Annotated in this window: 22 protein-coding genes; 5 read left to right on the forward strand and 17 right to left on the reverse strand. The window is 47.9% G+C overall.

Annotated features, from left to right (window positions below; genetic code table 11):
- Nucleotides 1–50: 50 nt before the first annotated feature.
- The 3 genes from FW415_RS10060 to FW415_RS25750 form a co-directional block, all read right to left on the reverse strand.
- On the reverse strand, nt 51–1919 hold the full coding sequence (locus tag FW415_RS10060) for a UvrD-helicase domain-containing protein (RefSeq protein ID WP_148384370.1): 1869 nt from the start codon (nt 1917–1919) through the stop codon (nt 51–53).
- 5 nt (nt 1920–1924) lie between these two features.
- The gene (locus tag FW415_RS10065; protein WP_148384372.1) at nt 1925–3895 is read right to left on the reverse strand and encodes an ATP-dependent endonuclease; all 1971 of its coding nucleotides are present in this window, start codon (nt 3893–3895) and stop codon (nt 1925–1927) included.
- 483 nt (nt 3896–4378) lie between these two features.
- On the reverse strand, nt 4379–4621 hold the full coding sequence (locus tag FW415_RS25750; protein ID WP_148384374.1) for an AraC family transcriptional regulator: 243 nt from the start codon (nt 4619–4621) through the stop codon (nt 4379–4381).
- Nucleotides 4622–4813: 192 nt separating this feature from the next.
- Between FW415_RS25750 and FW415_RS10075 the strand changes: the two genes are divergently transcribed.
- Together FW415_RS10075 and FW415_RS10080 are read left to right on the forward strand one after the other, a co-directional pair.
- The gene (locus tag FW415_RS10075) at nt 4814–5818 is read left to right on the forward strand and encodes an aldo/keto reductase (RefSeq protein ID WP_148384376.1); all 1005 of its coding nucleotides are present in this window, start codon (nt 4814–4816) and stop codon (nt 5816–5818) included.
- Between the two features lie 8 nt (nt 5819–5826).
- The gene (locus FW415_RS10080; protein WP_148384377.1) at nt 5827–6714 is read left to right on the forward strand and encodes an AraC family transcriptional regulator; all 888 of its coding nucleotides are present in this window, start codon (nt 5827–5829) and stop codon (nt 6712–6714) included.
- 652 nt (nt 6715–7366) lie between these two features.
- Here the strand turns inward: FW415_RS10080 and FW415_RS10085 are convergent.
- The 8 genes from FW415_RS10085 to FW415_RS10115 form a co-directional block, all read right to left on the reverse strand.
- Nucleotides 7367–8695, reverse strand: a complete 1329-nt coding sequence (locus tag FW415_RS10085) for a TlpA disulfide reductase family protein (RefSeq protein ID WP_148384379.1) — start codon at nt 8693–8695, stop codon at nt 7367–7369.
- A gap of 50 nt (nt 8696–8745) precedes the next feature.
- The gene (locus FW415_RS24960) at nt 8746–8886 is read right to left on the reverse strand and encodes a hypothetical protein (RefSeq protein ID WP_168208753.1); all 141 of its coding nucleotides are present in this window, start codon (nt 8884–8886) and stop codon (nt 8746–8748) included.
- Nucleotides 8887–8897: 11 nt separating this feature from the next.
- A complete protein-coding gene (locus FW415_RS10090; RefSeq protein ID WP_148384381.1) occupies nt 8898–10283 on the reverse strand; it encodes a thioredoxin family protein in 1386 nt (461 codons plus the stop codon).
- Nucleotides 10284–10301: 18 nt separating this feature from the next.
- Nucleotides 10302–11747: a RagB/SusD family nutrient uptake outer membrane protein gene (locus tag FW415_RS10095; protein WP_148384383.1), complete on the reverse strand. Its 1446-nt coding sequence runs from the start codon at nt 11745–11747 to the stop codon at nt 10302–10304.
- Between the two features lie 10 nt (nt 11748–11757).
- Nucleotides 11758–15387 carry a SusC/RagA family TonB-linked outer membrane protein gene (locus tag FW415_RS10100; protein WP_168208754.1) on the reverse strand — a complete coding sequence of 1210 codons (3630 nt, stop codon included), beginning with the start codon at nt 15385–15387 and terminating at the stop codon, nt 11758–11760.
- 284 nt (nt 15388–15671) lie between these two features.
- Nucleotides 15672–16787 (reverse strand): FecR family protein, encoded by a 1116-nt coding sequence (locus tag FW415_RS10105; RefSeq protein ID WP_148384387.1) that lies wholly within the window; start codon nt 16785–16787, stop codon nt 15672–15674.
- A gap of 53 nt (nt 16788–16840) precedes the next feature.
- Entirely contained in the window at nt 16841–17434 is a 594-nt protein-coding gene (locus FW415_RS10110) for an RNA polymerase sigma factor (RefSeq protein ID WP_148384389.1), read from the reverse strand.
- Nucleotides 17435–17750: 316 nt separating this feature from the next.
- Nucleotides 17751–19055 (reverse strand): hypothetical protein, encoded by a 1305-nt coding sequence (locus FW415_RS10115; protein WP_148384391.1) that lies wholly within the window; start codon nt 19053–19055, stop codon nt 17751–17753.
- 128 nt (nt 19056–19183) lie between these two features.
- Between FW415_RS10115 and FW415_RS10120 the strand changes: the two genes are divergently transcribed.
- Complete coding sequence (locus tag FW415_RS10120) at nt 19184–19852, forward strand: family 16 glycoside hydrolase (RefSeq protein WP_168208755.1); 669 nt, start codon at nt 19184–19186, stop codon at nt 19850–19852.
- Nucleotides 19853–20109: 257 nt separating this feature from the next.
- Here the strand turns inward: FW415_RS10120 and FW415_RS10125 are convergent, their stop codons facing one another.
- The 6 genes from FW415_RS10125 to FW415_RS10140 form a co-directional block, all read right to left on the reverse strand.
- Nucleotides 20110–21210 (reverse strand): epoxide hydrolase family protein, encoded by a 1101-nt coding sequence (locus FW415_RS10125; RefSeq protein WP_148384395.1) that lies wholly within the window; start codon nt 21208–21210, stop codon nt 20110–20112.
- Nucleotides 21211–21482: 272 nt separating this feature from the next.
- The gene (locus FW415_RS10130; RefSeq protein ID WP_148384397.1) at nt 21483–21899 is read right to left on the reverse strand and encodes a hypothetical protein; all 417 of its coding nucleotides are present in this window, start codon (nt 21897–21899) and stop codon (nt 21483–21485) included.
- Nucleotides 21900–22025: 126 nt separating this feature from the next.
- Complete coding sequence (locus FW415_RS25345) at nt 22026–22178, reverse strand: HopJ type III effector protein (protein ID WP_246859033.1); 153 nt, start codon at nt 22176–22178, stop codon at nt 22026–22028.
- Between the two features lie 5 nt (nt 22179–22183).
- Nucleotides 22184–22420, reverse strand: a complete 237-nt coding sequence (locus FW415_RS25350; RefSeq protein ID WP_246858999.1) for a HopJ type III effector protein — start codon at nt 22418–22420, stop codon at nt 22184–22186.
- A gap of 193 nt (nt 22421–22613) precedes the next feature.
- Nucleotides 22614–22736 carry a hypothetical protein gene (locus FW415_RS25525; RefSeq protein ID WP_256378908.1) on the reverse strand — a complete coding sequence of 41 codons (123 nt, stop codon included), beginning with the start codon at nt 22734–22736 and terminating at the stop codon, nt 22614–22616.
- A 633-nt stretch (nt 22737–23369) separates the two neighbouring features.
- On the reverse strand, nt 23370–23918 hold the full coding sequence (locus FW415_RS10140) for a collagen-like protein (protein ID WP_148384399.1): 549 nt from the start codon (nt 23916–23918) through the stop codon (nt 23370–23372).
- 313 nt (nt 23919–24231) lie between these two features.
- Here FW415_RS10140 and FW415_RS10145 point away from each other — a divergent pair, with 313 nt between their 5' ends.
- Nucleotides 24232–24795 (forward strand): RNA polymerase sigma factor, encoded by a 564-nt coding sequence (locus FW415_RS10145; protein WP_168208756.1) that lies wholly within the window; start codon nt 24232–24234, stop codon nt 24793–24795.
- 100 nt (nt 24796–24895) lie between these two features.
- Nucleotides 24896–26071 (forward strand): FecR domain-containing protein, encoded by a 1176-nt coding sequence (locus tag FW415_RS10150; protein WP_148384403.1) that lies wholly within the window; start codon nt 24896–24898, stop codon nt 26069–26071.
- Nucleotides 26072–26174: the final 103 nt, after the last annotated feature.

The raw sequence follows: 26174 nt of genomic DNA on the forward strand, positions 1-26174 counted from the left end.
TATAATCCCACTTTGAATAGATAACCCAAATGGTCAAGGGGTAATTTTACTTAATGGGCATCCGGCTGGTTGAAATTCACAATATTTATTCCTTCATAACGGCAAACCAACTCATGAATATGTCCGATGATATCAGCCTTTTGACGCCCGCCACCCCTTGGTAAATCTCTAGTTTGCGAAAAAGTAAATAACATCCTTTCCTTCGCCCTTGAAAGTGCTACAAAAAACAGGTTGTTATCCTGAGTTGGCCGATCTGTATAGCTCCAGAATGCAGAATCTTCTAACCCTACAAATATGACAGTGTGAAACTCGAGCCCTTTACTTTTGTGGGTGGTCATGATAGGTACTGTATCTTCTCCTTTCAGCATACCAAGAGCGGCAAGCATACTACCACTATCATTATATTGTTTCATAAGATAATCGCGCATCTGCTCCATCATTTGCCGTAGCCAGGTTCCTTCTTTATACTGCTGGTATTGATCCTTAACCTTCTTTATGTCTGTAAAATGGCTTATTTTAACCATGAGGTCCGTAAACCTTGCAGTGCCAAGGTCTGTTCCATTATTAAATTCAGCCTTAAGTTCACGAACGAATTTCAAAGCACGCCGTTGTAGTAGAAGCATTTCTTGATCCTCATAACTCTGGTTGATATACGCAAGAAAATTCACCACTTCGTCCCAACACTTACCAAGCTTAGTCGCAAATACACTTTCTAAGAAGTTAATCATGAACATCGGGAATGGTTCAGTAAGCAAATCCTGCAGAGTGCTTTCATCCCGGGCACGAATACCAGCCGTTGTCAATGCCGCGATCAAATCGGTGGTATAATTGGGCGGCAGTTGCTTAACCAGTATACAAACTTCCCTAGGGGTAATGCCATCTGTCTGTAGCCACCTGGTAATTTCACCTACTAGGTAATCTCTTTCTGCATGATGATCGGCAAAAAAACACATCCTAACTTCTCCCTGATCCTGATCCCATTTATCAGAAGGTATGGCGATGGCTGGTTTGTGCAGCAGGGTTTCGACTAAATAATTTTGGAAGTGGATCAGACGTGGCGCCGAACGCCAATTCATACACAGGCGCAATGGTTCAGATTGCGTGTCCAAGCTGTATTCCTCAAATATTGCAGGTTTGGCGCCGGCCCACTCCATAATGGTTTGTTTATCATCACCTACTGCTGTAAAATTCACGTTGCCTCCAAAAAAACAGGTTTTGAATAGGTCATATTGAATATGGGTGGTATCTTGAAATTCATCAATGAATACGTGGGAGTATGTCTGTTGCAGCATTTGCTTAATAGCGGGGTTACTGCTTATGATAAGATCTGCAAGACGCATAATCATCGGGAAGTTTAACTCCGGCTTAGCTTTTTGCGTCAGATATTTCCATACGTTTCCTAGAATTGCTATCTCGTCATCATCCGGATCGAAGGGAAGTTGAACAGAGGTCAGATAAGCGGCATAATCGGATATGTTTACTGTATTGTAAAAGTTCTGATTAACTGCCTGGAAAGCATACTTGATATGATTAGCCATTTTGGCGTTTACATCGTATGCGTGAATTTTATAACCGGCTGGTAAGCCTCGCCTTAGTCGGTCAAAAATTCCCTTTGAAAAAGCATCAAAAGTCAAGGAGTCAAACCGTTGTGACAAAAAAGTCCCGCATCTCTTTTGAACGCGAGCCCTTAAATTATTGGCTGCATCTACCTTAAAGCTAATAGCTAAGATTCGCTTGGGCCATGGGCAGGTATTGGTTTGCAGCAGGTAGCAAGCCTTTTGTGCAAGTAATTCGGTTTTACCCGAGCCTGGACCTGCAACAACCAATGTGTTGCCTGTAGCATAAATGGCATTCATTGCCACTTCCTCTAAGTGCATCTGATCTGCAGGGACCCAGTTATGTGTATCAATGAATTTCATATTTGCTATGCTAATTTTTCCTTGATGCGGACGAAAATTTCGTTGAATACTGCAGGAAGTTTTTCTTTAATTACTATATCTGGCATCGAAGCTAGAGCCTGCATGTGAGTTACGGGTTTACCCCTACCCAGAAAGTGATAATTATACCATACCATTAACTCCCTATCTTGTACATTATACAAGTCTGCTATATAGTTTTCGTGTTTAAGAGTAGCGACAACTGACTTTTCAACGTATACGGCTCGATCATGACCATCGCGAGGAATACGGGGCCCTCCATTTGTAGGGTACATATGTCGGCCCTGATAGTATGCTGGAAATGTTTTAAGCATTAAAAAATCAAGGTCCAGATTTCTTGTATAAAAAACATCAAGGCTTTGAAGGCGACCGATCCAAAATTCCAATGCTCTAATACGATTTTCGGAATAGTCTCGTGCATGCATTTGGTTTAACTGTTCTTCAGAAAGTATACCACTAGGTGTTGTTAATAGTTGATCACGATTATGTCCAGCATCAATAAGCTCCAGCAAGGCATATTTTATGCGGCCCCATCCGCCAATATGGCGACCTAAATCTAAATCAAGTAAGGTCACATGCGGAATTTGCAAATCTGCCAGTAGCTTCCAGATATGATGTACAAAGCGATGTCCAAGGGGGGCGAACGTTACAATATTATCGTCAAAATCAAAATCCAATACATTCATTAAATGGTTGAAAATAACAGCTTCACTATCACCTTCTCCTATCAGCACAACTTTAGCGAAGTAGATTTCGGGATAGTTACGCACTGCCTCCTTAATATATTTGTAAGCCTCATCTTGTTTATCTGGAAGCTTTATGTTTCGTACTTGAGTTTGGCCATTATTAATACGAAAATGGTAGATAGTCTCAGGATCTAAACGTTTTACAATTGCCGGCGTATGAGAAGATAGGAATACCATCAAACCTTGATGGCTGGCAATATCTTCTAAAATACGAATTACCCTTCCGAGAATTTGAGGTGCAATATGGTTTTCAGGCTCTTCTATTAATAGTAAAGTTACTACAGGGCGTACTGCGTCCTCATCCAAATCTTGCATACCCTGTTGAGCCTCTACCTGCAGTAAGGCGCATACCATGGTGATGTAAAATAAGGACCGGTAACCATCACCCAAATCATGAATATTAAAATCCCGGTGTACACCTGGTGCTGGACTGAACTGAATTTCCAGTTTTTTTAGTACTTCATCAATTTCACCGGTGCCAAATTTCATATTGGCATCTTTAAAGCGATCATCTCTATGGAACTTTGACCAGGTTTCCTGAATTGTACCCTGAATTACATCAAAGCCCGGAAGACCAGAAAATAATCCATTTAGTGCTCCGACCTGTTGGCGTAAGTTATCCCGAAACCCAGCATCGAAGTTGATCGTTTTTAATAACCGATGCAATATCGATCCAGAGGCAAATTTCAGCTGATCTGCAGTTTTACGTAACGCTGGAATATATATTACCTGAAACAAACCATACATAGACTTTTTAAATTCTTTAGTTTCTTCCTCGTTATTAACATTTCCAGGTAATGTTACAAACGACTGTTTCTGCTCTATTTCACCTTCGGGAGAGGATGCGGATGGTTGCCAGGATGCTTTTTGCCTGATGCGAACATATGGCCGGGCCTGATTATTTTCGACAGTATATTGACCTTCAAAAAGAGGTAAAACAGGGTCGTTTTCATCAAAAACAAGATCCACTTCAATGATCAATGATTTATTGGATGGGTGCATTGGATCCTCTCCGGCCGGGGTATAAAAATCCTCTTTAAATAAGGTCCGCTCAATTCTATCACCGAAAAGTTTACGTATGGCGTCCAGTGCAGCAGTTTTACCTGAGCTATTTAGGCCGATAAAGCAATTGAGTGTTGAATCAAAGGTGAGGGTTTGTGAATCAGGCCCAAAGGAACGGAAGCCACTGATTCTTAAAGCAGCGATTTTCATCTGCAATCGTTTTGGTTATTGAAACAAACTGAATAAATGACTTGGCGAATTTATTTAATTTCTAAAATCTAATTGGAGAGGAGGTAATTTTGCATGATTAAGCATTACCTGCCAGATTAGCATAAGTTAATTTATTTTTTTTATAATGTGAATTTTGCCTTGTCGAAACACATATAACGATTATTTTAAAGCGATTTTCAATTAGAATCAACGGATAACTCAGCTAAATTTTTCAAATCCTTCAAAAATTGTTCGGACAAACGTACCTCCAAGCCCACTTCGGTAAAACTGGCAGTACCAGGAAGTACCAAAAAAATTAAAGGCAGTTCGTCATGAGCTGCCTTTTTTAGTTTTCACATTTCGCAATGATAACCAATCAATTGCCTTCATTCTGTCTGGTTTCAAATAGGAAAAGTCTCTTCTTAATTTGAGAACTGTCTCGAGGAATAATGTGTTGCGTCGCTTGTATATTAGATAGAACTTTTACTTCGATACTGAATGCTTCTTTGGCTTTAATCCTATGTGCGTTTCAAATAGTCGTGAGAAGTGACTTAGATTCGAAAATCCTAAACGATAACCAACTTCCGACACCGATAGCTTTTCTTCCTTAATCAAATATGCCGCTTCTTTCATCCTAAAACATTGGCAGTAATTGTAAATTCTGTTGCCAAAAATCTGTTTAAACAACCGCTTCAATTTGGATTCACTCATGCCAGAAAATTTCATAAGTTCAGGAAGTATCGGAGGGAAATCAATCTTTAAAAGAATCCTATCTTTACCTCATATATCTTTTTCACATCAGCGCTATTCATAGTGCGGTGGGAAAAGTGTATAGATGTTTTAATCATTCCTTGATTTGCTTACAAGCTTCGGGGGTTTGCATACATGTGCGCGATTTAGCTAACCGACCTTTGGATCATGGAAATAAAACAAATTGCATTGGGCAGCCAGGGTTTGGTTGTACCGGTGATCGGCCTGGGCTGTATGGGTATGACAGGCTTCGAAAAAGGGTACATGTACGGTCCTGCCGATGAGCAGGAAGCGATCGCGACAATTCACCGTTCGCTTGAGTTGGGCGGTAATTTTTTGGATACTGCGGATCTGTACGGGCCGCTGAAAAACGAGCAGCTTATTTCAAAGGCAATCAGCGGCAAACGCGATCAGTATATTTTGGCCACCAAGTTCGGCTGGGAAATCGATGACAACAATAAAGTAACCTGGGCCATCAATGGTAAAAAGAACTATGTAAAGAAATCTTTAGAGCGTTCGCTTAAGAACCTCAATACCGATTACATCGATCTGTACTACCTGCACCGCCTGGATAAAAATACGCCGATCGAGGAAACAGTTGAAGCTATGGCCGGGCTGGTTAAAGAAGGTAAAGTGGGTTATATCGGTCTGTCGGAAGTATCGTCTGAAACGGTTAAGCGGGCGCATGCCGTGCATCCGGTCACCGCAGTACAAAGCGAGTACTCCTTATTTGAACGAACGGTGGAAGAGCGCGGAGTGTTGGCGACATTAAATGAACTGGGCATCGGCTTTGTAGCTTACTCGCCATTGGGCCGTGGATTTTTATCGGGACAGATCAAAAGCATCGATGACCTGCCGGAGAACGATTTCCGCAGAGCCATCCCGCGTTTCCAGGGCGAAATGTTTCATAAGAATATTGAATTGGTCAAGGCAATTGAAGCCATGGCTGAAGCAAAGAACGTCACTTCTTCGCAGCTGGCATTGGCCTGGATCATGAGCAAGGGGATTTTACCGATCCCGGGAACGAAACGCAGAAAGTACCTGGAGCAAAACCTTGCGGCGACTACCATTGAGTTGACGGAGGCGGATCTTTCACAACTGGAAAGCATCGTTCCTTTGGGTACGGATACCGGCGCACCTTACGATGAATTCAGTATGGGCTTAATTGATTAATTTTGTTTATGAATGCCATTAATTCCATATCAGAATTTCACCGACTGCTGTCATTGCCCGAACCTCGCCATCCGCTGGTGAGCGTAATCAATCTCGCGGAAAGTGTTTTTTTGGAAGACCAGGTCTGGAAAGGTTTCGTTAACCGCTTTTATTGCGTCGCGCTCAAACGCGAAGCCAAAGGCAAGATCCGGTACGGACAGCAGCATTATGATTACGATAAAGGAGTATTAAGTTTTACCGCGCCTAACCAGGTGCAGCAACTGGACCTGCAAAATATGGAATGCGGGTCCGGTTATCTTCTGATCTTTCACCCAGACTTCCTGTTACAGCATCCTCTTGCAAACAGCATTCATCACTACGGTTTTTTCGATTACGCGGTTAATGAAGCGTTGCACTTGTCGGCCGAGGAAGAAGATGACCTGATTACGATCCTCCACAAAATAGATAAGGAGTGCCAGCATATCGATAAGCATACCCAGGATATCATTCTGACGCAGATCGAGAGCCTGCTAAAATACTCCAACCGTTTTTATGAACGACAGTTTTTGACCCGCAAGAATAATAATTCAGATCTGCTGACCAGGTTCGAGCAGTTGATCAATGACTACTTTAACAGTGATGCACCGGGTTTGCTCACGGTACAATATGTTGCTGCGCAGTTGAACCTTTCGCCAAACTACCTGAGTGACCTGCTTCGGGTACATACCGGGAAGAACACACAGCAGCATATTCATGAAAAACTGATCGCGAAAGCCAAAGAAAAACTTTCCACGACCAGTCTTTCGATCAGCGAGATCGCATATGCCCTGGGCTTTGAACACGCGCAGTCCTTTAGTACGCTTTTCAAAAAGAAGACGAATTTATCACCCCAGGAATTCCGGCAGGCTTTTAACTGATCAACAGGGACCCGTCCGGGCTGTAGCGGATTTGCCCTATTTCGACCTTGATGCTTGCAAAATGTCACCAATAACTTTCAAAAACGGTACTAAAGGTTCGATAGAAGGCTCCTGACCTCCACTTTTAGGATACGGGTACATTTCCCGCATTTGAAGTTTTTATAATCCGCTGATTTTCAGCGGATTTTTTGTTTAATACCCTCTTGTCATCGGCGCCAGATAGGAGGGAAAAGCTAATTCGGTTAGTTATCGATCTTAATATTTTGCTAACCGAATTTTTCGGAAATTATGGACAAGCCTGGTAAGCGTTGGTTTTTCGAATTTGAGTAAAGTTAGAATTGTGATCTACGATCTGCTGGAATATCAATATTCCGTTGTGACAGGGGGGGAGATGATAAAAAAGCAGTATAAAGGACTAGGCAGAAAAGGAGAGCCAGATTGAAGTTGTGGAATTTCTGATCTCGAAATTGAAACCAAAGTAGGGAAAGGGGCTGTGGGCAGAGCAATCTCTTAATGCCACTAGTGACAAGATACCCTTACTTGATGAAAAAAGTACAGATCTCATCTGGCCTGAGCACTACGGAAATCTCATATCAAGAACAAGGGGACAGCCTGCGAAAGCAGGCCGCCCTTTTTTGTTCATCAAACCAAATTAATCTTTCTTTACCGGCTGCGCAGTTGACGTCTTTTTGAGCTTGGCGCCAGCAGGTATATCTACCGTTTTTGCACCGGTCCCGGATGGCTGTGTGGAGCCGGAGCCCGTGGCGCCAAAAGACTGCGTGCTGCCGGACATTGGCACCTGATTCCCGTCATCGCTCAACAGCTCATGCAGCTTCTTGTCAAATTCGCCGTCCTGATCGCCCATATAACGGCCCTGGATCACACCGTTTCTGTCTACCAGTATTTTGGTAGGAAATGCTACTACGCCATACTTCTTTACAATATTGTTCTTATCTGCATCGTTCAGAATATTAAGCCAGCTGATCTGATCTTTCGTCACGGCATCAGCCCAGGCTTTCTGCTGCTGATCTTTTTCACCGCTCTCGTGGGCAATGCCTACGATCTCAAAGCCTTTGCTTTTATATTTAGCGTAAAGTTCCTTCAGATGAGGAAAGCTTGCACGGCAGGGCACGCACCAGCTTCCCCAGAAATCGATCAGTACTACTTTTCCTCTGAGGGCAGCGAGGTCCACCTGCTTGCCGTCAAACCCCGGCTGTGAAAAAACGATGGCGGGATTTCCCAAAGCAGTTGCCGCGGTCCCGTTAATTTTTTCCTGGATCACTTTTCCCAGCTCCGAATTTTTATAGGTGGCAGGTAATTTTGCGAACTCCACGGCCTGTTCCGCATCGCTGAGTTCAAGTGCATAGCTGGCAAATACTTCTATGGCAGCATAAGTATTCGGGTACTTTTTCACGAAATCCCGTGCCCATTTCCCCTGCTGTTCCAGCAGCGACTTTCTTTTCTGCGGGTCCTTGTCTGCCGGCGGCTTATCGCTGTCATCCGTTTTTCGGGCATAGCGTTCTTTATCCATTTCAAAGAGCTCATCGGCCCACACTTTATTCTTCGTCCTGAATACTTCATAGGCCTTTGTTTCCTTGTCGTCACTGCTCACAGTGGCGAGGTTTATTTTTTCAGCATCCCCGCTGATAGTAATGGTAGCGCCGTTGCGGGCCACAAACTGAAGGCCGGGACCGGGTATAAATCCACCTCCGCTCCTGATCATATTACCAGGATTCCTGACAATAAAACTTACCATTCCGATGCCGGGATAATTCCCCTGATAGACCCTGTAACCATTTTGCATGGTGTAAGCGGTGTCTATCTGATACCCGTTTTCTCCTTTGTAGGCTATCAGCATGGTGTAGTTATTGGGGTTGGATACTTTAACCTTCACCGTAAACCCGTTCTGTGCCTGCAGATTGCAGCTGAAGGCAGCGATGCAGGAAATAAAAACGCCCGCGGCCTTGAAAATTCTCTTCATACTTTATTGTTTTAGATATTATTGTGTGAATGTTTCTTCCAGTTTTGTTGTCAGCGCTTCGCCATTCGGATTTTGGCGATGATCTTACTATCAGGCCCCACCAGGAAGTTCCGCGGAACGGTGCGAATATGATAAGCCGGCGCCGCAGCTGTCACAGCCAGCACAACGATGCCTATTCCTGCTTTTTTCATGATGATAATAATTATAAATGCCACAAATTTTCCAGTGGTTTCCCTGCCCTGATCCTCTCTACATTATCCAGCAGCATATTCCTGATCCCTTCGTGACTGGCCAGGATAGTCGATGCCGCGGCTTTTTGCATCATTACGATGGCTTCCTGTTTTTTGCCGGTTTTAGCCAGCAGCGCAGCATATACGGCATCATGTGAAAAATGATCAAAGTACCCGCTGGCTTTTTGCATCCATGATATGGCTTGTTGCAGTGCTTGCGGATCTTTCACATCGAAATATACCAGTTCTGCCGCGGTGCGTATCTGGTAAGAATAGCCCATTATCCTTTGGTTGGCTGCCAACTTGTTCATCAACTCCCAATTTGCCATTTTGGTAGAATCTGCCTGTCCGCTTAAAAAAGGTTCGCGCATCTTCTGATAATCGATGGCGTCCTGCTGCCGGAGCACATCAAGGTCTTTTTTGAGAAGACCGTTATTTACGTAATCCATCACCGCGGGTACGAGCTTGCTTTCATCATGCACACCGCTGTAATAATTCATCCTGATCTCTTTTGCCGTGATCTGGTCATCGCTCTCTCCCATCATCTTTTTCACTTCCTCCAGGCTGGCGATCAATACAGGCAGCATTTTTTCTTTTTTATCGGGAATGATATTATCCCGGAAATAAACCGACAAGCCCATCCGCAGTTTCTCCAGCGAACCATTGCCAATCACTCCGTCTAACTGTTCCGCATGTTTGATCACATAATTGTAAACCTTGCCATTCGGCACACAGCTGTTGTTCATGCGGAAACTGAGTATGGCAGACATCAGTTCCTTATTTCCCAGGTCTTCCTCTGTCAGCATCGGGAACAGTTCTTCAGCCACTTCTGCGGCCGGCTTATCTACGATTGCCAGTTTTTTTAGATAACCTTCCAGAAAATCCTTGTCCCGTTTTCCACTGGCATACTCTTTTTCCCATTCCGCCAAAGGTTTGGGATCGAGTTGCTCGCGTGCGGCGATAATTGCGTGCTGCAGAAATTTTCCCGCATCGTTATAACCGGTGGCGCGATATACGAGCTTACCATCGCCATTCACGAACAAGTAGGTCGGAAATGCCTTTACGCCATATGTTTTCGCGATCCCTACACCCTCTCCTTTTTCCGCATCAATTTTATAATTCACGAAATCGCCGTTAAATTTCTCACCTACTTCCGGCAAGGGAAATACTTCGGCCGCCATCTTCCTGCATGGTCCGCACCAACTGGTGAACACATCTACGAATATTAGCTTTTTCTGCGCTTTTGCTTTTGCAAGCACCTCTTTCCATGATCCTTGCTCAAAAAGGATCCCCTGGGCCGTTCCGGCTGTGATCCCTGCGAAGAGGAATATAACGGTCAGGCATAGTAATTTTTTCATTGCTGTATGTTTATTGTTTTATGGATTGTTTTGCATACCGGGATTTTGATCGATGATTTTCTGCGGGAACCGTAGTACGAATCGTTCCGGTTGAAGGGTGTATGTGGTAACCGGACCGGAGGCGTTGTACAGCGTGTGCGTGTATCCTACCGTAGTTTTGAATACCGGATCAACGGAGAGCCGGCGCATGTCGAACCAGCGGAAACCCTGCAACGCAAACTCACGAATGCGTTCTTCAAGGATGAAGCGGGTAAGCTGATCTTTATCCGACGCAATTCCGGATGGAACGGCCGCATCCGCCAGCGGCATACGTTTCCGGCGCAATGCCTCCACATCTTCTTTCGCCGTGACCAGATCGTTCATCCGCGCTTTACACTCAGCCCTCAACAGGTATAATTCAGGCAGAAGGATACCGTATTGACTAGCCGGAGGCCCTGTTCGCCTGCGCATACCGGCGGGATATGCCGGTCCGGCAGGGAAGGGCATGCTGCTATAAAACCGGAGCCTGAGATCCGAACTTTTAAACAGCGCTGCGGTCTCTGTACTCATCACCAGTTCCGAATTAACAAAGCTCCACGTGTTGATGAATTGTTTGGCGTACAGATTTTCGGTATTGTAGTCTACCTGCGGATATGCCGGCCCAAAGATGCTGACCGGTGTAAAAGCCCCTCCTGGTGCCAGTGTCACGTTATAATCATACAGTTCAACAGGGATAGCGGCATTTGTGAGATCCGCGAAAGCCGCATTCAAATGAGGGATCGCCTCACTGAACCTGCCCATGAATGTGTACACCTTTCCCATCAATGCTTCAGCCGCTGCTTTGGACATCCGCAAACGGTGTGTTGTGCGTGCGGGCAACTCAGGGATCGCGGCCTGCAGATCGCTGATGATAAAGTCGTATACTTCTTTCACCGTGGCCCGTGTGAACCTGGTTGCTGTAACATCTGCCTGCGTAATCACCGGATAGCCGGGATCCGAGGCTGCCGTGCCCACATCATAAGGTTTTCCGAAGTAGTTGATCAACAGGAAATAAGTCCATGCCCGCACCGCCTTTGCCTGCGCCAGCACTTCCTTCCTTTGCTTTTCGGTGCCGTCCACCGCCTGCATCACTTCGTTGATGATGGCATTTAAACTGTAAATATTCTGCATCGGCATGGCCATTTCCGTGGCATTCTCTCCGGGCTCATAGATCATCGCATCCCAGCGGAAAAGCCTCTGTGTTCTCAATGCTGCGCCGCTGAAGTATGGGTTGACGGCGGCCACATCATCTCCCATCGCTACCTGCGATTCGGTACCGGTATTAAGCATGTCCAGATTACTTAACAGCAGATCGTAGTCAGCCAGCGTTCTGGCGATAACCTTGCCTTTGGGCTGCAGCTCCAGAAAATCCTTTCTACAGGAGACCATGTAGCATGCTACTATCAGAGAGATGAAAGCGATGAATATATTTTTAGTACGATTCATGTCTGATTTTTTAAAATGAAACTCTTGCTCCAACAGTAACTGTTTGTTGATTGGCTCTCATCGTTCTGTAACCGAATACCGCATCCTGGAATTCCGGATCGATACCGTACCGGTTGGCTTTCCATAGCATCACATTGGACATCTGGCAACGCAGGGAAACATTTTCCGCACCCAGCCTTCCCGCCAGATTTACGGGTAGATTCCAGGAAAGCGTGATGTCGCGTAGCTTGATGTAAGATGCGCTCACCACATTCAGGTCGCCATACATATAATACTCCACATCCCTCCGGCTGTCGCTGACAGACCTGTTGGGTTCATAAGACGGAACATTCGTATGCGCCTCGTCGCCCGGCACTCTCCATCTTTGTGCAAATTCAGCATGCACGTTGCCACTCTGGAAACCGCTGTTGATGGTATTTGCGAAAACCCCGTTGTGGGTTAAACGGCCTGTGTAAAACTGATTCACATCGCGGCGCATCACATGCCCGAGGTTATAGACCATGTTCGCGCTTAGCGAAAAGTTTTTATAGCTGAAGGTGTTGGACAAGCCGCCGCTCCATACCGGTTGATAAGTGCCCATATATTCGATATCCTCGGGCAGGGTCACCGAACGGTTCTTGGAAGTAGTTTTATCGGACAGCCATACGAGCGGATCCCCTTCACTATCCAATCCGGCGAAACGGTAACCGAATAAAGCAAAGGCCGCATATCCCGGCATATAACGCTGCAACACCTTGCCATCGCCCGTCATTACCGGATTCGCAGTGAGCAGATTCGAAACGGTGTTCCTGTTGTAAGCAAATGCAAGGGAGCTCACCCAACTGAAATTGCGCTGCTCGATATTTACAGACGTGATAGCCGCTTCTACACCGGTGTTTTTCATATCTCCGAAATTGCCCGTAACCTGGCTGTAGCCGGTGAAATTATTCACAGACAGGTTTCCGATCAGATCGTTGGTCTTTCGCTGATAAAAATCCAGGTTGCCGGTCAACCTGTTCTTCAGCAGGCCGAAGTCGATACCCAGGTTGATGGTTTGCGTACTTTCCCATGTGAGTTTCCTGTTGGCAGGGCTTCCGATCCGCAGCCCCTGTCCCCCCCGCAGCACAAAACTGTTTTGCGGTTCGAGGATGTTGTAAGAAGATGCAGTGCCCGGTGATGGGGCGTTACCGGTAATACCATATGTTGCACGAACTGCAATGCGGTTCGGGCCCAGCTTATTGGCGAGGAACGGCTCTTCGCTCAATGTCCATTTACCACCAATGCTCCATACCGGTCGGTTTTGGGCGGATTTATCCAACCCGAACAAATTACTTTGATCAATGCGCCAGCTTACATTCAGGGAATATTTGCTGTTATAGGTATATCCTCCGTTCGCATACCAGGAAGTGAACCGCGTCTGCATTTCGGATTCCGAAAATACATCAGGCCCCAGCGTGCTGCGACCAAGGTTGTTCGGCATCACCGGATCCTGAACGCCAGTGTTTTCGAGTGTGGCATAGTCAATAGGAACAGACGTAAGCAGGGATTCGTTATATCCCCTTACCGTATTCCTCAGGGTATTGCTCAATTGGTCCTGCGCTTCCTGGCCTGCCAGCAGGGTGAGCTGGTGCTGCTGGCCGTTCCATGCGCGGTCATACACCAGTTGATTCCTGACCGTCCAGTTACGCTGGCTGACACTGCTTGCCGTATAGCGACCGCCGTTGTTGGGAAGATAATACACGGGTTGATCTGCAGCTGTTGGTGCAACGGTGAACTGTGCTACCTCCGTTCTCACCCGGTAGCTCCTGGTATCATCATAGCTGCGGGTCCGGTTAGTACCTTTGATATAGCCGTACACGCCTTCGAAACGCAATCCATTTAATAATTTTGCCGTAAATCCGCCTACAATGCGATTGAGCAGCGCGTCACTTTTCGTATAACCTTCGTTGAAATCATTCAGTGGATTATAATCCAGGTTGATCCGGCTTCTTTCTTCGAAATCAGCACGGTTTTCTTCGCTCAGGTAACCCATATAAGGCATGGATAAAGGAGTGCCCTGTGCATCCTTGAAAAGCTGGTAAGGATAAAAGCGGTTGTCTATATTGATATTTCGTTTGGCGGAAGTGACCGTATTGGTAAGATCGGTGATCAGGTATGCCTGTATCCTCTCGTTAAAACGCAGGTCTTGCCGCAGGTTGACTTTATAAGTATTGTTCTCCTCTCCCGGTCTGTTGCTTTTTGTTCCGGTATAAGCCGCAGAACCATAGAATGCATAAGCCTTGCTGCCGGCGGAAACGGAGATGCTGTGATTGGTGAGCGATGCGTTCCGGTACCAGATATCCTTTATCTGTCCGAAGTTATCGATGGCAGCGAGGCTATCGAGGGCAGCACTGGCCTGCGATTGTGAAATAAGGCCGCGATAAAGATCATACTGGATCTTTTCATGCGGTGCAATGCCGGAACCGCCTGTGTTAGTGTAAGCAGACACCTGCTCCCAGGGATTAAGAACGGGATCGAAGATATCTTTTGCCGCCTGAATGAATTGCCGGTTATTCAGAACCGGGAAGTAACCGACATCCGGTTTTCCCAGAAAATTCAGAAACCCGTCGTACTGAATTTTCATTTTTTCATTCACCTTTCCCTTTCGCGTGGTGATCACGACCACGCCGTTGGATGCTTTAGAGCCCCAGATAGAGGCGGCGGCAGCATCTTTCAATACGGTAATATTTTCTACATCGTTGGGATTGATGGACGATACATCTTCTATTTGTACGCCATCTACTACGTATAACGGATTCCTGTTGGTGCCCATATATTTATCGCTGGTATTGGGATCAGGGATGCCAATGGTGGAAAGACCACGTATCAGAAACGGGTTCTGTGATGCGCCCGGTGCATTATTCACGGTAAGCCCGGGCACCAGTCCATCCATCCGTTGCAGGATGTTCATACTTCCGGAACGGTCGGCCAGTAACTTCATATCCGGTTTGGCAAACGCGCCCGTGCTCCTTTCTCTGGACAGTGTCTGGTAGCCGGTACTCACCGTAACAGCGGCCATTTCATACACCTTTGTTTTCATTGTTACCAGAGACAGGTTGATGCCATCGCCGTTCTTCGCTATATGCAGTGTTACATCTTCCGGATCCAGCTGCATTTCCCGGGCTTCTACGTTCACACCGGTAAAAACAAGCTGCAGCCTGACACCGCTCCACTTCAGGGAGAACTCTCCGTTATTATTGGTGGATGTAGCGCGCGTGGAGCCTTTCTGGGAAACGGTGACACCAGACAAAGGGCTCCCGTCTTCATTTACAACGCGCCCACGCACATCGATCACTGTATCTCTTTTTAGTGCGGGTTGCGGAGGCGCTTTTGTTTGAAATAGAATGATCACCCGTTCTTTAATCTCGAATTGCAGGGGCTGCATTTTAAATACCACCTGCAGGAAATCGTTTAATGGTTGGTTTTTAGCAGTAACAGTGACCGGTCTGGAAGAGGTTAGCATAGGGTCTGTATAGATAAACACATAGCCCGTTTGTTTTTCAACGGCATTAAAAACAGTGGAGAGCGGAACATTGTTACCCGAGAAGGTCACTGTTTGCGAAACCACTTTCGCAGAAACATTTAGAAAACCAGCAGTGAGCAGAATTGCAGCCAGCCTCATAACTGAGAAGATTTTGGTGATGCGGCGATCGATCCCGCAGGCGGGTCCGCCACAAATAGCAGTTTTTAGCATACATTTGTGCTGTTTAGGTGAAAAAAAGCAGTCTTTGCACCGACCTTGTTTTTAATTTTACCCGAACTCCCGGCCAGGGATGTTACCAGCATCCCTGGCTTTTTTTGTTGCGAATAAACGATTCTGGTATGATAGCGATAATTAATGGCAACAGGTACCCTGTTCGCCTTCCTGGAAAGGCTTGTTCATCGTTTGAATTTTATGGTTGAATATTATGCTGTAACTGTCAGTGTTCTTCCTTCCATTTCAAATTTGACTCCCATTTTTTGCAGGATGTAAAGCACATCCCCCAGCTTCAGGTTCCTGAAGATCTTTCCTCTGAAAATGATATCCTGTACGTTGTTTTTATAAACTACCTTGATGTCGTACCAGCGTTCGAGCTGCCGCATGACCACGCGTAAAGACTGCCCTTCAAAATCGAAGAAGCCGTTCTTCCAGGCGGTAACGCTGCTCACGTCTATATTATCTACGATCTGAATCGAATCTGTGATGCGTGCCTGCTGACCGGGCTTCAGCACTACATTTCCGACGCTCACGGCGCCTTCGAGCAAGGTGGTGTTGATGCTGGGCTCCTCCTCGTAAGCATTGATGTTGAAATACGTACCCAGCACTTCTACCTCTGCTTTGTTGTTCACATTTACACGGAAGGGCATGTTCTTCTTTTTAGCCACTTCGAAATAGGCTTCCCCTTTGATCTCCACTCTTCTTTCGCGGCCGGTAAACACGGTCGGATAGCGGATGGAACTGGCCGCGTTCAGCCACACCTGCGTACCGTCCGGCAAGACGATCTGGAATTGTCTGCCATTTGGCGTGTGCATGGTGTTGTACATTACTTCGTTGCCCTTCGCTTCGTAAACCAGCGAACCGTTCACCACTTTTGCGACGGCTCCGCCCTGCAGCGCGATAATACCGTTTCGCAAGGTGTCCAGTGAAACCTGCGTGTTATCCGCCAGTGTGAGAATGGCGCCGTTTTTACCGGGTGAGATCTCCGTTTGCTGTGCTACTTTCACAGGTTGATCGCTGTTATACAGCAAATAGGTGCCGAGGGATATGAGCAGTATGGCCGCCGCGGCCGCCCAGCGCCATATCTGGATACGCCGTACTGTTGTTTGCGGTATCTGCTTCATCAGTTCGCCCAGTATCCGTTCCCCTGTAGCAGCGTCTCCCGTGAGCGGCCGGGTGTCATCGTTGAATTGCTCATCCAGCAGGGCTGCGAAGTACACCTGGCTTTGAGGAGACCGCATCAGCCGGGCAAGCTGATCCCGTTCCTCTTGTGTAAGGTTACCTTCGAGATATTTGTCTAAAAGAGATTGTAATAACGGCTCCATATGCTGGGGACGCAGAAAAAAGGAAATAGTATCAGTGAAGGGTAAAAAATATTTTAATCTCTGGGCAGCAGGAGGAAAATGATGGCCAGGTGTACAGAGCGGTCTATCAGGAACTGGCGGATGGAAGCCAGGGCTTTGGACATATGGGTGCGAACGGTGAGTGGCGATATCTGCATTTCTTCTGCGATCTCTTCATAAGTTTTTCCGCCATCGCGGCTCAGGCGGTAAGCACGTTGCTGCTGGGCAGGCAGGGCATTGATCGCTTCATTTAGCAGTTGATGATACTCCTTTATCGTGAGCTGATGGTCTGGCTGCAGGTAATCGTCCTGCGGCAATTCGGTTTCATCTGCTCCCAGCTCCACGTGAAAAACGGTGCTACGGAGCTTACTGATGAGGATATTCCGGGACATGACCAACAGAAAAGGCCGGAACGCACGCACTTCCGGAAGTGTGTTGCGGGACAGCCATACTTTCAGGAACACTTCCTGTACAACATCTTCAGCGGTCTGAGCAGATTTGAAATACACCCGGGCCAGCGAATAGATCCTGTTCCAGTAGCGGCCATAGAGCTGAGTGAAGGCATTTACATCCCCGTTGGCTACGCGTAAGAGCAGCTCTCTTTCGTTATATGGTTGATCGGCCGGCAATAATTATTTGTTGAAGCGCTGGGTTGCAAACTAAAAAAAAAAATTGGGAGTATATGGGAAATGTGTTATAAAAGATAAAAAGGGTAAAAAAGCACTGGATAGCAGCCAGCAAAGTGGATTGTAACCTATCCATTAGCGTAGTGTAGCGGGTGGACGCACTGATCGGGATCACCCTCGATAAATTTGAAACGGAGAATACGGTGGTGCGCCATCCCGGCGTCGGAAGGGGGCTGTCTCAGTTACTTTTGAGACGGCCCCTTTTTTATTTCCTATTAGAAAAGTCTTCCACCCCCGCGGAAAATATCAATCCTAATCATCACAACGAATCCCTGTAAACCCTCACCGCTTCCGGCCCAAAATCATACACCTTGCCCTTGCTCCTGAACCAGGTATCTTTCACCGCACCAACGCCATTAAAGCGATATTGCAGGCCCACGATGCCCGTTGGTTTATCAGGGATTGTAAGCTGGTAAGCTTCCCGGCCATTTACGGACAGGCGCATTTGCCGGTTTTCCGTTTCCACACGCAGCGTTGCCCATTGGGTGAGGTCACACCCAAAGCCGGAGAGATCGGCATTCTTGCTCGTTACATAATAACCCGCAGCCACGAGGGTGAGATCGCCAATGCAGTTCTTCGAGGATAAGGGGATGATGATGATATTATTCTTGCATTGTATCAATACCTCCACATGCTGGCAGGCGCCGGCACTCTGTGAGTATGCATTTCGCACTGTTGTCTCGAAAATAAAGTTATCGTTTTGCAGGTCGCCCAGGTCCAGTTGATTGAAGAAGCGGATGCGCGGTGGTTTTGGATACAATGAGAGGTTGTAGGTGCGCAGTGCGTTCGTATCTACTTCCACGCGATCTTCCCTGATACAGGCTTCCTTCTTGAAATACAGCGGCTCCGGTTCATTTTCAGCCAGGCAGAGCCAGCCATCGGAAGTGATCTGCAGGTTCTCGCTTTTCATCACCTCCCCGTCTATCAACAGCTTCGCGTTGAAAAAGCCGGGGTAATAATAAATCGCCGAATGCGTATGCCTGTCGCGGGACACCAGCGTTTTGCGCCGGATATCCCAGGTTTGTGCAATGTGAACGGAATCCGTCTGCGCCGCTGTGGCGTCGTAGGTAAACACCACGGAGTTGGGCACGCCTTCCGAGATCACTTTATTGAGCGAGAAGCTGAATTTCGAAGGATCGGGCTTCGGCTTTTTGCCGGAGAAAGCGAAGAGCCCTGCCAGTACGACCAGTATAGCGATTTCCGGCACGGCATAAAGCAAAGCCCTTTTATTCCGTTTCAACGGCCGCGCTGTTTCGACAGTTGCCAGATCATTCGGGAGCTGCCCGGCTGAGGGGCGGGGAGGTGCTGTGTACGCCCGCCAATCTGTCCACCCCAGGAATTGGGCCAGCGTGTTCAGCGTCGTCAGCGAAGGGGCGTTCTTGTAGGTGACTTTGCCCCATACGCGCTTTAATGTAGACACGCTCAACTGCACATTGGTCTTGTCTGCAATCAGTTCGGACAGCTTTTCAAAATCATAATTCGTCCAGCGCGCGGCATCGCCCCGGTTGATCAGGGCCTCTATTTCCTGCAGGCAACGCTTGATATATAACGATTCTTCATTCATTTGTAACTGATAGTGAATTGTTTGTATAATGAACAGGATTGGAACATCATTGAACTGGTTCTGCTTGGCAAGATAATGCCTCCATGCCTCAAATTTGGGTCATTTATAACTTACTTCAAAATAGCAACATGATCCGAAAAGTTAAACTTGTATCCCTCATCAGTCTGTTGTCAGCCTGTTCGGCCATTTTACCCGTCCGGGCGCAGGAAAAGAAGATCGACCTTGGCAACACTGCCAACTGGCAGTTATACGGCCGGCCGCATGCCCCATTCATCGGCAGGGACAGCATCGTGTTTGAACACAATGATTCCACCAATGGGGTATTGATGTTAAAGAACGAAACCATTGGTGATGCCGTGATAGAGCTGGACGTGCGTGGCCGGAATGATATGAATAGCAATTTCGTCGGGCTGGCTTTTCATATGGAGAATGAAAAGAAGTATGAACTGGTGTATTTCCGTCCCTTTAACTTCTTCAATCGCGATACCCTGAGGCGGACCCGCTCGGTGCAGTATGTCTTTGAGCCGGAATTTCCCTGGTACAAACTGAGGGAGCAACATCCCGGTCAATACGAGAACCGTGTGGTGCCTACGCCTGATCCCGACCAATGGTTCCATGTCAGGATCGTCATTGCTCATCCGTCCATCAAGGTATATGTCAACAACAGCGCCAGCCCCTGCCTGTCGGTAGAAAGCCTTTCGGCCGCCAAAACCGGCAGGATCGGGTTGCATGTGGGGCCGGGTACCCGCGCCAGCTTTGCCAACCTGACAATTACGCCGTCGAAGGCGGCCTGGTGAGTGATGGAGTGATAACTGCTCCTGCGGGTACAAGCAAAAAATAGCACAAGTGATTTTTTTCCGCCAATTCAACCTGAGGGGAGTAATCGAAGGGTTGCTCCCCATTTTTGTTTGTAGGTGACCATGAATAGATCGGGTGCGGGTAGTCAGGTAATGCCGTACACTTTCTAAAGGCGGATATCCCATGTTGTCTTGTCCCATAAAAAATAAACGGGAAGGCCAGTCAGCCTTCCCGTTTTAATGCGCATATACTTATTTTACTGCGTGCTTTTAAAAAACGCATCCACTTCCTTCGCCCACAATTCCGGCGTTTCCATCGCAGCAAAGTGGCCGCCTTTTTCCATAACGGTAAACCGTTTTACATTTACCTTTCTCTCCGCCCATTCCTTCGGCGTAGGGGCATCGCCGGGGAATATCGCCACACCGGTGGGGGTATTCACCTTTTTGCCTGAAGCCAGCTGCTGGAAGGCGCCCATCGCATAAGTGCGCATGGAGGAATTGATCGTCTGGCTCACCCAGTAGATCATGATATTGGTGAGCAGCTCGTCCTTTGTGAAATGGTCCTCAATAGTACCGTCCGGTGTGCGCCAGCTGTTGAACTTTTCAACGATCCAGGAGGCCAGCCCAACCGGGGAATCATTCAGGCCGTAGGATTGCGTTTGCGGCTTGGTAGAGTGCAGCATGGCGTAGGCTCCTTCTGTGTACCACCATTGCTGGATAAACTGTCCGAATTCCTGTTCGGCTTTGGACATCGTGCTCCAGTCTTCCGAACCGTCAGGGTACCCTACATCTGACAGATGGATGGCGGCCACGTTTTCAGGATAAAGATTGGCGAGCGATTTGGTGATGCCCATGCCTACGTCTCCGCCGGCAGCAAGGAACGTTTTGTAGCCCAGCACCTCCGTCATCAGCGCGGCAAATATTGCTGCGGAGCCGTCATCGGTCATGGGCACCCGGCTGGAGAAGCCGAAACCGGGAATGGAAGGCACTATCACATCGTAGTCGTCTGTCAACAAAGGAATGACTTTGTGATAGCGGTAGAAACAATCCGGCCATCCATGCAAAAGCAGCAGGGGCCTGGCATCCGGATTTTTACTTTTGATGTGCAGGAAATGAATGGTGAGGCTGTCTATTTCCACGGTGAACTGCGGGAACCGGTTGAGCGCGGCTTCCTGCTTGCGCCAGTCGTAACCATTCTGCCAATAGGCGACAAGGTTTTGGAGAAATACGAGGTCCGTGCCGTATCTCCAGCCAGCATTTTCGGGCGCATCGGGCCAGCGGGTCTGTTGGAGGCGGTTTTGGAGGTCGTCCAGTACAGCTTGCTGTACATCAATTTTGAAGGGCTTTGCAGTAGACATATAGTAGGTTTTTTGGGTTTGAGCGTTTGCCGCTACAGTTATAACAGCGATAGTCAGTAAAAGGATGATCTGTTTCATGGGTTTTTTTATTTGATGAAACAAAATTCCGGATGGGTTATGACAACAGTATGTCAGCAGCAAAATACTTTTTTTCAGGAAACAACAAAAAGGCTATTGAAGCGGCGTACCGGGGGAAAGAGAAATACCGCCAGCCCCGGTCTGATGGTTAACGGCACAGTATGATCGGGCTATCCTGCGTCATTTGACAGAACTTACCGGGTTAACGATAACATCAATGCCATGGCGAGCCGGCAATGCAAAGCCGCTGGTGATGGGTTCACAACGATGGCATGACCGCCATCCGGGCGGACCGCAACAGTGTGGGCCCCTGTTGTTTGCACTACCGAATGCTTGCCATCAGGATGCACCACGATTCTCGGCGATTTGGACTGATCCGCCCCAACCACAACCGTATGCCGGCCATCGGGGCCTACCACAACGGAATGGGCGCCCGTTTTATGTACTACGGAATGCTGTCCGTTCGGATGCACAATGATCTTCGGTGATCCTGCTTTTCCCGAACCGACGACTATGGTATGGGTACCGTCAGGGTTCACCACAACGGTCTGACCATTTGCGAGGCTTGCCATTGCGACAAAGAGCGAAATGAATAAGATTCTGATCATCATATCTGAAGTTACTTAAATCCGGATTAATAAAACCAATATATCTGGTCTTTTGTATCACTTTAGTACTTCGCCATATTCACTTTTAACTTTTCCGAGGTTGCAATCTTCAATGCTCCCGCCATAATACTATTTCGCCAGCAGGGCCTCTCCTTCAAAAACGACCCCCGGCCAGCCATGCGTCATGAACTGCCTGATATTCTGGTGATCTGAACCGTCAGGATTATTTAATACAGACTGGTAGTGTTCCGCAAATAAACAGAGCGTATCTGCTTCGTCCAGATCATTTAAACGGGCGAAAGCAAAGACCTTGGCACTACCCTGATTTCGTCCAGATCATTTAAACGGGCGAAAGCAAAGACCTTGGCACTACCCTGATTTTGACTGGCTTCATTATACGCCTCGCCATTTTTAAAGGCTGTTGGCTGATGTTGATAGTAAGTTTCAATAAACCCGATCACCTCTTTGAATGGAAGTGAATTTTCTTTTAATTGTTTGAGCAAAGCCGGCAGTTGCGCTTTCATTCAGCATTTCATTATTTACATCAATGTGAGGCCATGTGGAGTGGGAGCATCCCCCCGCTACACCTCATTTACCGGGTCAAAGATAAAAATTTGGAGAAGAAGATCCAGCAGGAATACTTCCAACGATTATTCCTGCCTGAATTGCGATGGCAAAAGTTGAGTATGCTGACAGTGTAACCGCAGCGTCAAGGGTTTAAACACCGATAACATCAGCGGGAACCGGTTTGATCACCTTGCTTAAGTAAGGATCTTCCTGTTTTTCCGCCTGCATGGAGATAGTTGCTGATGCCGGTTTGACATAAATTTCACGTGGCATGATGAATTTTATTGAGGTTAAAGAAATGCTTTCCCGGTCCCTTACGGGTTACTGCGGTGTGTCCGCATACAGGCTTTATTATGGCGCTATAAGCTCAAGCGGATAAATCCTGTGTAAATAAGGATAAACAAAATGCGAATGACAAGTACGAAAAGCACAAAAAGCACAAATGATCGCATATGCAACAGTTTAAGAATAATTGGAGTACGGTAGATATAAAAGACAACATCATTGCCTTCCTGCTGAGCAATTCCTGCCGGTGCCTGCGACAAACTTTCATTGATCGGCCATGCGCGTTGCGGCATCCCGGGATTTGCTTTCCACCTAAGCTAGAAGGATCGAACCGGTATTAAAGCTATGGAATAATATATTAATTGCCAATACCTGCATAAAACGGTAGCCTGCTTTCTGGTTGGCCGGCTGCAGGCTTCGGCCATCCCGTTATATATCAGACAGCGCCTGTTTTCGATCAGGCCGGCACCAACGGCTTCAGGTCTGCAACAGGCATTCGGCAAAAAGACGGGCTGGCTTTAACCGCCAGCCCGTCGTATCTGCTGTTGCCTGCTTGCCGGTAATGGAATCTTTGGGAGATAGGATACTCTTGCGCTCCGGTTCCGGTCAACCGGATGCCGGCTAATATGGTAACCCGTAGTACCGGCAGACGGCGTAATAATCATTGAAGTCGATATCCGGCAGGGGATTGCTTGCCCTGCCGCCGGCAGCCGTCTGGTTAGCGTAGATACGGATGATCCGCATGCTGGCATATTCTTCTCCAGGGCCGGATACCTTGTTGATACTGAAGTTTACTTTGCCGCCTGAATGGCTCCAGTACAAACGATAGTCACTGCTGCCGTTCAGGCCGAAACCTGGAATGGGGTACACATTGCCGCTGGCCCTGACCAGATACACATGCCAGGCGCTGCGGTTCATGGTATCCGCTGTTGTGGTGACCTGCAGCGTGGCAGATGCAGTGGTGGCGAAATTGTGCGCACCATAGGTGTATTGGGTAACGTTGGCATTACCGGCAATGCCTTGCGGCCCTTGGGCACCCTGCGCTCCTTGCGGACCGGGATCGCCCTGTTCTCCCTGAAGCCCCTGCGGACCGGGATCACCTTTTTTACAACCATGGATGGGCAGGCTTAATACTGCTACGATAGCAATGAGCATGTTAAATCGTTTCATTATTTATTGTTTTGAGGTTATCATTAAGCTGACTTCAGAAACGTCAGGCGTTTGCGTTTTGGGGCGGCAGGAATAATGATCCTGCCAATGTTCAGGGCCAAAATTATTAACTGGTTCAAAATATGTAACACGTAGAAATACCTGTTTATCTGCGGGGAGATCGTTAAACAGGTTTGCAAGGAGGGGAAATGGCGGACTGTTGATGGTATGAACACCCGAATCAACCCGGCATTTCTTCTTTTTTCTTCTATATTTGCTTCAAACGACCAAAATCCCCTTGCCCACTAGCCCACCATATGAGGGAACAAGTACGGTGCAACTGATAGCGGATGGTGACGAAAAGGCCTTTTTTGAGTTTTATAACCACCATGCCAACCTGTTGCGCCCCTTCCTGCTGAGATACAGCCGTTCTGAAACGGATGTGGAGGATATTATACAGGAAACTTTCATTAAAATATGGCTGCATCGCGATCAATTGCCCGGAATCGTGAATATGCGCGCCTGGATCAACCGCATTGCTTCCCGGATTTATCTGGACCATATCGACCGTGACCTGCGGAGCCGGGAACGCCGGGAGTCCATCGGCCGGGACTGGTACGGTGAAGGTCAGGTGGCTTCAGCGGAGCGTACCCGCTTGCTGGAACTCCGCAAAAACATCCACCAGGCCGTGGATGGACTCCCCGAGGCCAAAAGAAAGGTTTTCCGCCTCAACCGGGAACTGGGTATGAAACCCGCCCAGATCGCTGAAATGCTGGATGTACCTGTAGGTACGGTCAAAAACCAGCTTTCGGCCGCGCTCCGCCAGGTCAGGGACCAGCTGGTGGCCTCCGGATTTGGTCCTTTAGCCTTCCTGTGGCTGATCTCCCGTTTTTTATAAAAAAAAGTTAAAGTTTTGCCGTGACGTTTTGTTTGTGGCTCCGTCTTACTAATACAAGGTCTCCCGGAAGGAGACTTTGCATGTCAACTTATTATTCCCCATGGATCAGCATCGCATCAACCAAATATTGAGACAGTACGCCTCGGGCGTGCTTACAGAAGAAGAAAAAAGGGAGCTTGAACAGCTGCTCGCACAACCGGGCAGGGAAGAGCTGGCGGAGCGCATCGCCGCGATGATAGGGGAAGACGATCACACATCATATACAGTTACCGAAGAAATAACGCAGGAAACGTTCCGCCGCATCATGGCGGCAGACAAACCTTTGCGCCGGAGCACCCAACCTGCCGGCCGCTGGTGGCTGGCCGCCGCTGCCGTGGTATTGCTCTGCCTCGCCGCAGGCGCCTATTTTCTGCTGGACCCCGGGGAACAACCCGCCCAAACGGTACAGCAGCAACAGGAAATGCCCGAGAAAGATCCCGGCCGCAATACGGCTGTTCTCTACCTGGAAGATAACTCGGCCGTGGAGCTGGACAGTGCGGGCAATGGCTTCGTGGCTGCCCAGGGCGGCACCAGCGTGATGCTGGCCAACGGAGAGCTGGCTTATGTACCGCCACCGGAGGGCAGTTCCCTGTCCGTGACCTATAACCGCATTGCCACGCCCAGAGGCGGAGAGTTTACCATCATACTGTCAGATGGCACGAAAGTATGGCTGAACGCCGCTTCCTCCCTGAGATTCCCCACGGTATTCAGCGGGGAAAAGAGGGAAGTGGAGCTGACGGGGGAAGCCTATCTGCAGGTGGCGGAAGACAAGGCCCATCCCTTTGAAGTGAAGATCAGGGACGTGAACATCGCCGTGCTCGGCACACAATTCAATATCATGGGCTACGAGGATGAAACGGGTATTGTCACCACACTGGTATCCGGCTCCGTGCGCGTAACAGCTCCGGGGAGTGAAGCTAAACTGCTGGTCCCCGGGCAGCATGCGGTGGTGGAGAACAAGACCGGTGCGCTGTATGTGGAAAAAGCGGATGTAGCGGAGGAAACGGCCTGGAAGAACGGCAGCATCCACTTCGAAAGGGTGAATATCCGGCAGATCATGCGCCAGGTCTCCCGCTGGTATGATGTGGACGTGCAGTACCGGGGGAATGTGGCCGATATGGATTTTACCTGCACCGTTTCGCGCCGCGACAAGCTGTCGAAATTGTTGACCCTGCTGGAAATGACGGCTGCTGTGCATTTTACCATGGAAGGAAATACGATCATCGTTCAACCATAAATCTGTCATTCAACCAAGTCATTCAACCAAAAAAAGAGAATCAATACATGCTGCAACACTGAAAAGCGCCTGCTCCCGGCAGAAAAGGAGCATAAGGTCCGGC

It is taken from the genome of Chitinophaga sp. XS-30, assembly GCF_008086345.1.
GTDB lineage: Bacteria > Bacteroidota > Bacteroidia > Chitinophagales > Chitinophagaceae > Chitinophaga.

Excerpts from the sequence above, each read along its gene's own strand:
- FW415_RS10060 (WP_148384370.1), bottom strand. The coding sequence starts at position 1,919 with ATGAAATTCATTGATACACATAACTGGGTCCCTGCAGATCAGATGCAC.
- FW415_RS10065 (WP_148384372.1), bottom strand. The coding sequence starts at position 3,895 with ATGAAAATCGCTGCTTTAAGAATCAGTGGCTTCCGTTCCTTTGGGCCT.
- FW415_RS25750 (WP_148384374.1), bottom strand. The coding sequence starts at position 4,621 with ATGAAATTTTCTGGCATGAGTGAATCCAAATTGAAGCGGTTGTTTAAA.
- FW415_RS10075 (WP_148384376.1), top strand. The coding sequence starts at position 4,814 with ATGGAAATAAAACAAATTGCATTGGGCAGCCAGGGTTTGGTTGTACCG.
- FW415_RS10080 (WP_148384377.1), top strand. The coding sequence starts at position 5,827 with ATGAATGCCATTAATTCCATATCAGAATTTCACCGACTGCTGTCATTG.
- FW415_RS10085 (WP_148384379.1), bottom strand. The coding sequence starts at position 8,695 with ATGAAGAGAATTTTCAAGGCCGCGGGCGTTTTTATTTCCTGCATCGCT.
- FW415_RS24960 (WP_168208753.1), bottom strand. The coding sequence starts at position 8,886 with ATGAAAAAAGCAGGAATAGGCATCGTTGTGCTGGCTGTGACAGCTGCG.
- FW415_RS10090 (WP_148384381.1), bottom strand. The coding sequence starts at position 10,283 with ATGAAAAAATTACTATGCCTGACCGTTATATTCCTCTTCGCAGGGATC.
- FW415_RS10095 (WP_148384383.1), bottom strand. The coding sequence starts at position 11,747 with ATGAATCGTACTAAAAATATATTCATCGCTTTCATCTCTCTGATAGTA.
- FW415_RS10100 (WP_168208754.1), bottom strand. The coding sequence starts at position 15,387 with ATGAGGCTGGCTGCAATTCTGCTCACTGCTGGTTTTCTAAATGTTTCT.
- FW415_RS10105 (WP_148384387.1), bottom strand. The coding sequence starts at position 16,787 with ATGGAGCCGTTATTACAATCTCTTTTAGACAAATATCTCGAAGGTAAC.
- FW415_RS10115 (WP_148384391.1), bottom strand. The coding sequence starts at position 19,055 with ATGAATGAAGAATCGTTATATATCAAGCGTTGCCTGCAGGAAATAGAG.
- FW415_RS10120 (WP_168208755.1), top strand. The coding sequence starts at position 19,184 with ATGATCCGAAAAGTTAAACTTGTATCCCTCATCAGTCTGTTGTCAGCC.
- FW415_RS10125 (WP_148384395.1), bottom strand. The coding sequence starts at position 21,210 with ATGTCTACTGCAAAGCCCTTCAAAATTGATGTACAGCAAGCTGTACTG.
- FW415_RS10130 (WP_148384397.1), bottom strand. The coding sequence starts at position 21,899 with ATGATGATCAGAATCTTATTCATTTCGCTCTTTGTCGCAATGGCAAGC.
- FW415_RS25350 (WP_246858999.1), bottom strand. The coding sequence starts at position 22,420 with ATGAAAGCGCAACTGCCGGCTTTGCTCAAACAATTAAAAGAAAATTCA.
- FW415_RS25525 (WP_256378908.1), bottom strand. The coding sequence starts at position 22,736 with ATGCCACGTGAAATTTATGTCAAACCGGCATCAGCAACTATCTCCATG.
- FW415_RS10140 (WP_148384399.1), bottom strand. The coding sequence starts at position 23,918 with ATGAAACGATTTAACATGCTCATTGCTATCGTAGCAGTATTAAGCCTG.
- FW415_RS10150 (WP_148384403.1), top strand. The coding sequence starts at position 24,896 with ATGGATCAGCATCGCATCAACCAAATATTGAGACAGTACGCCTCGGGC.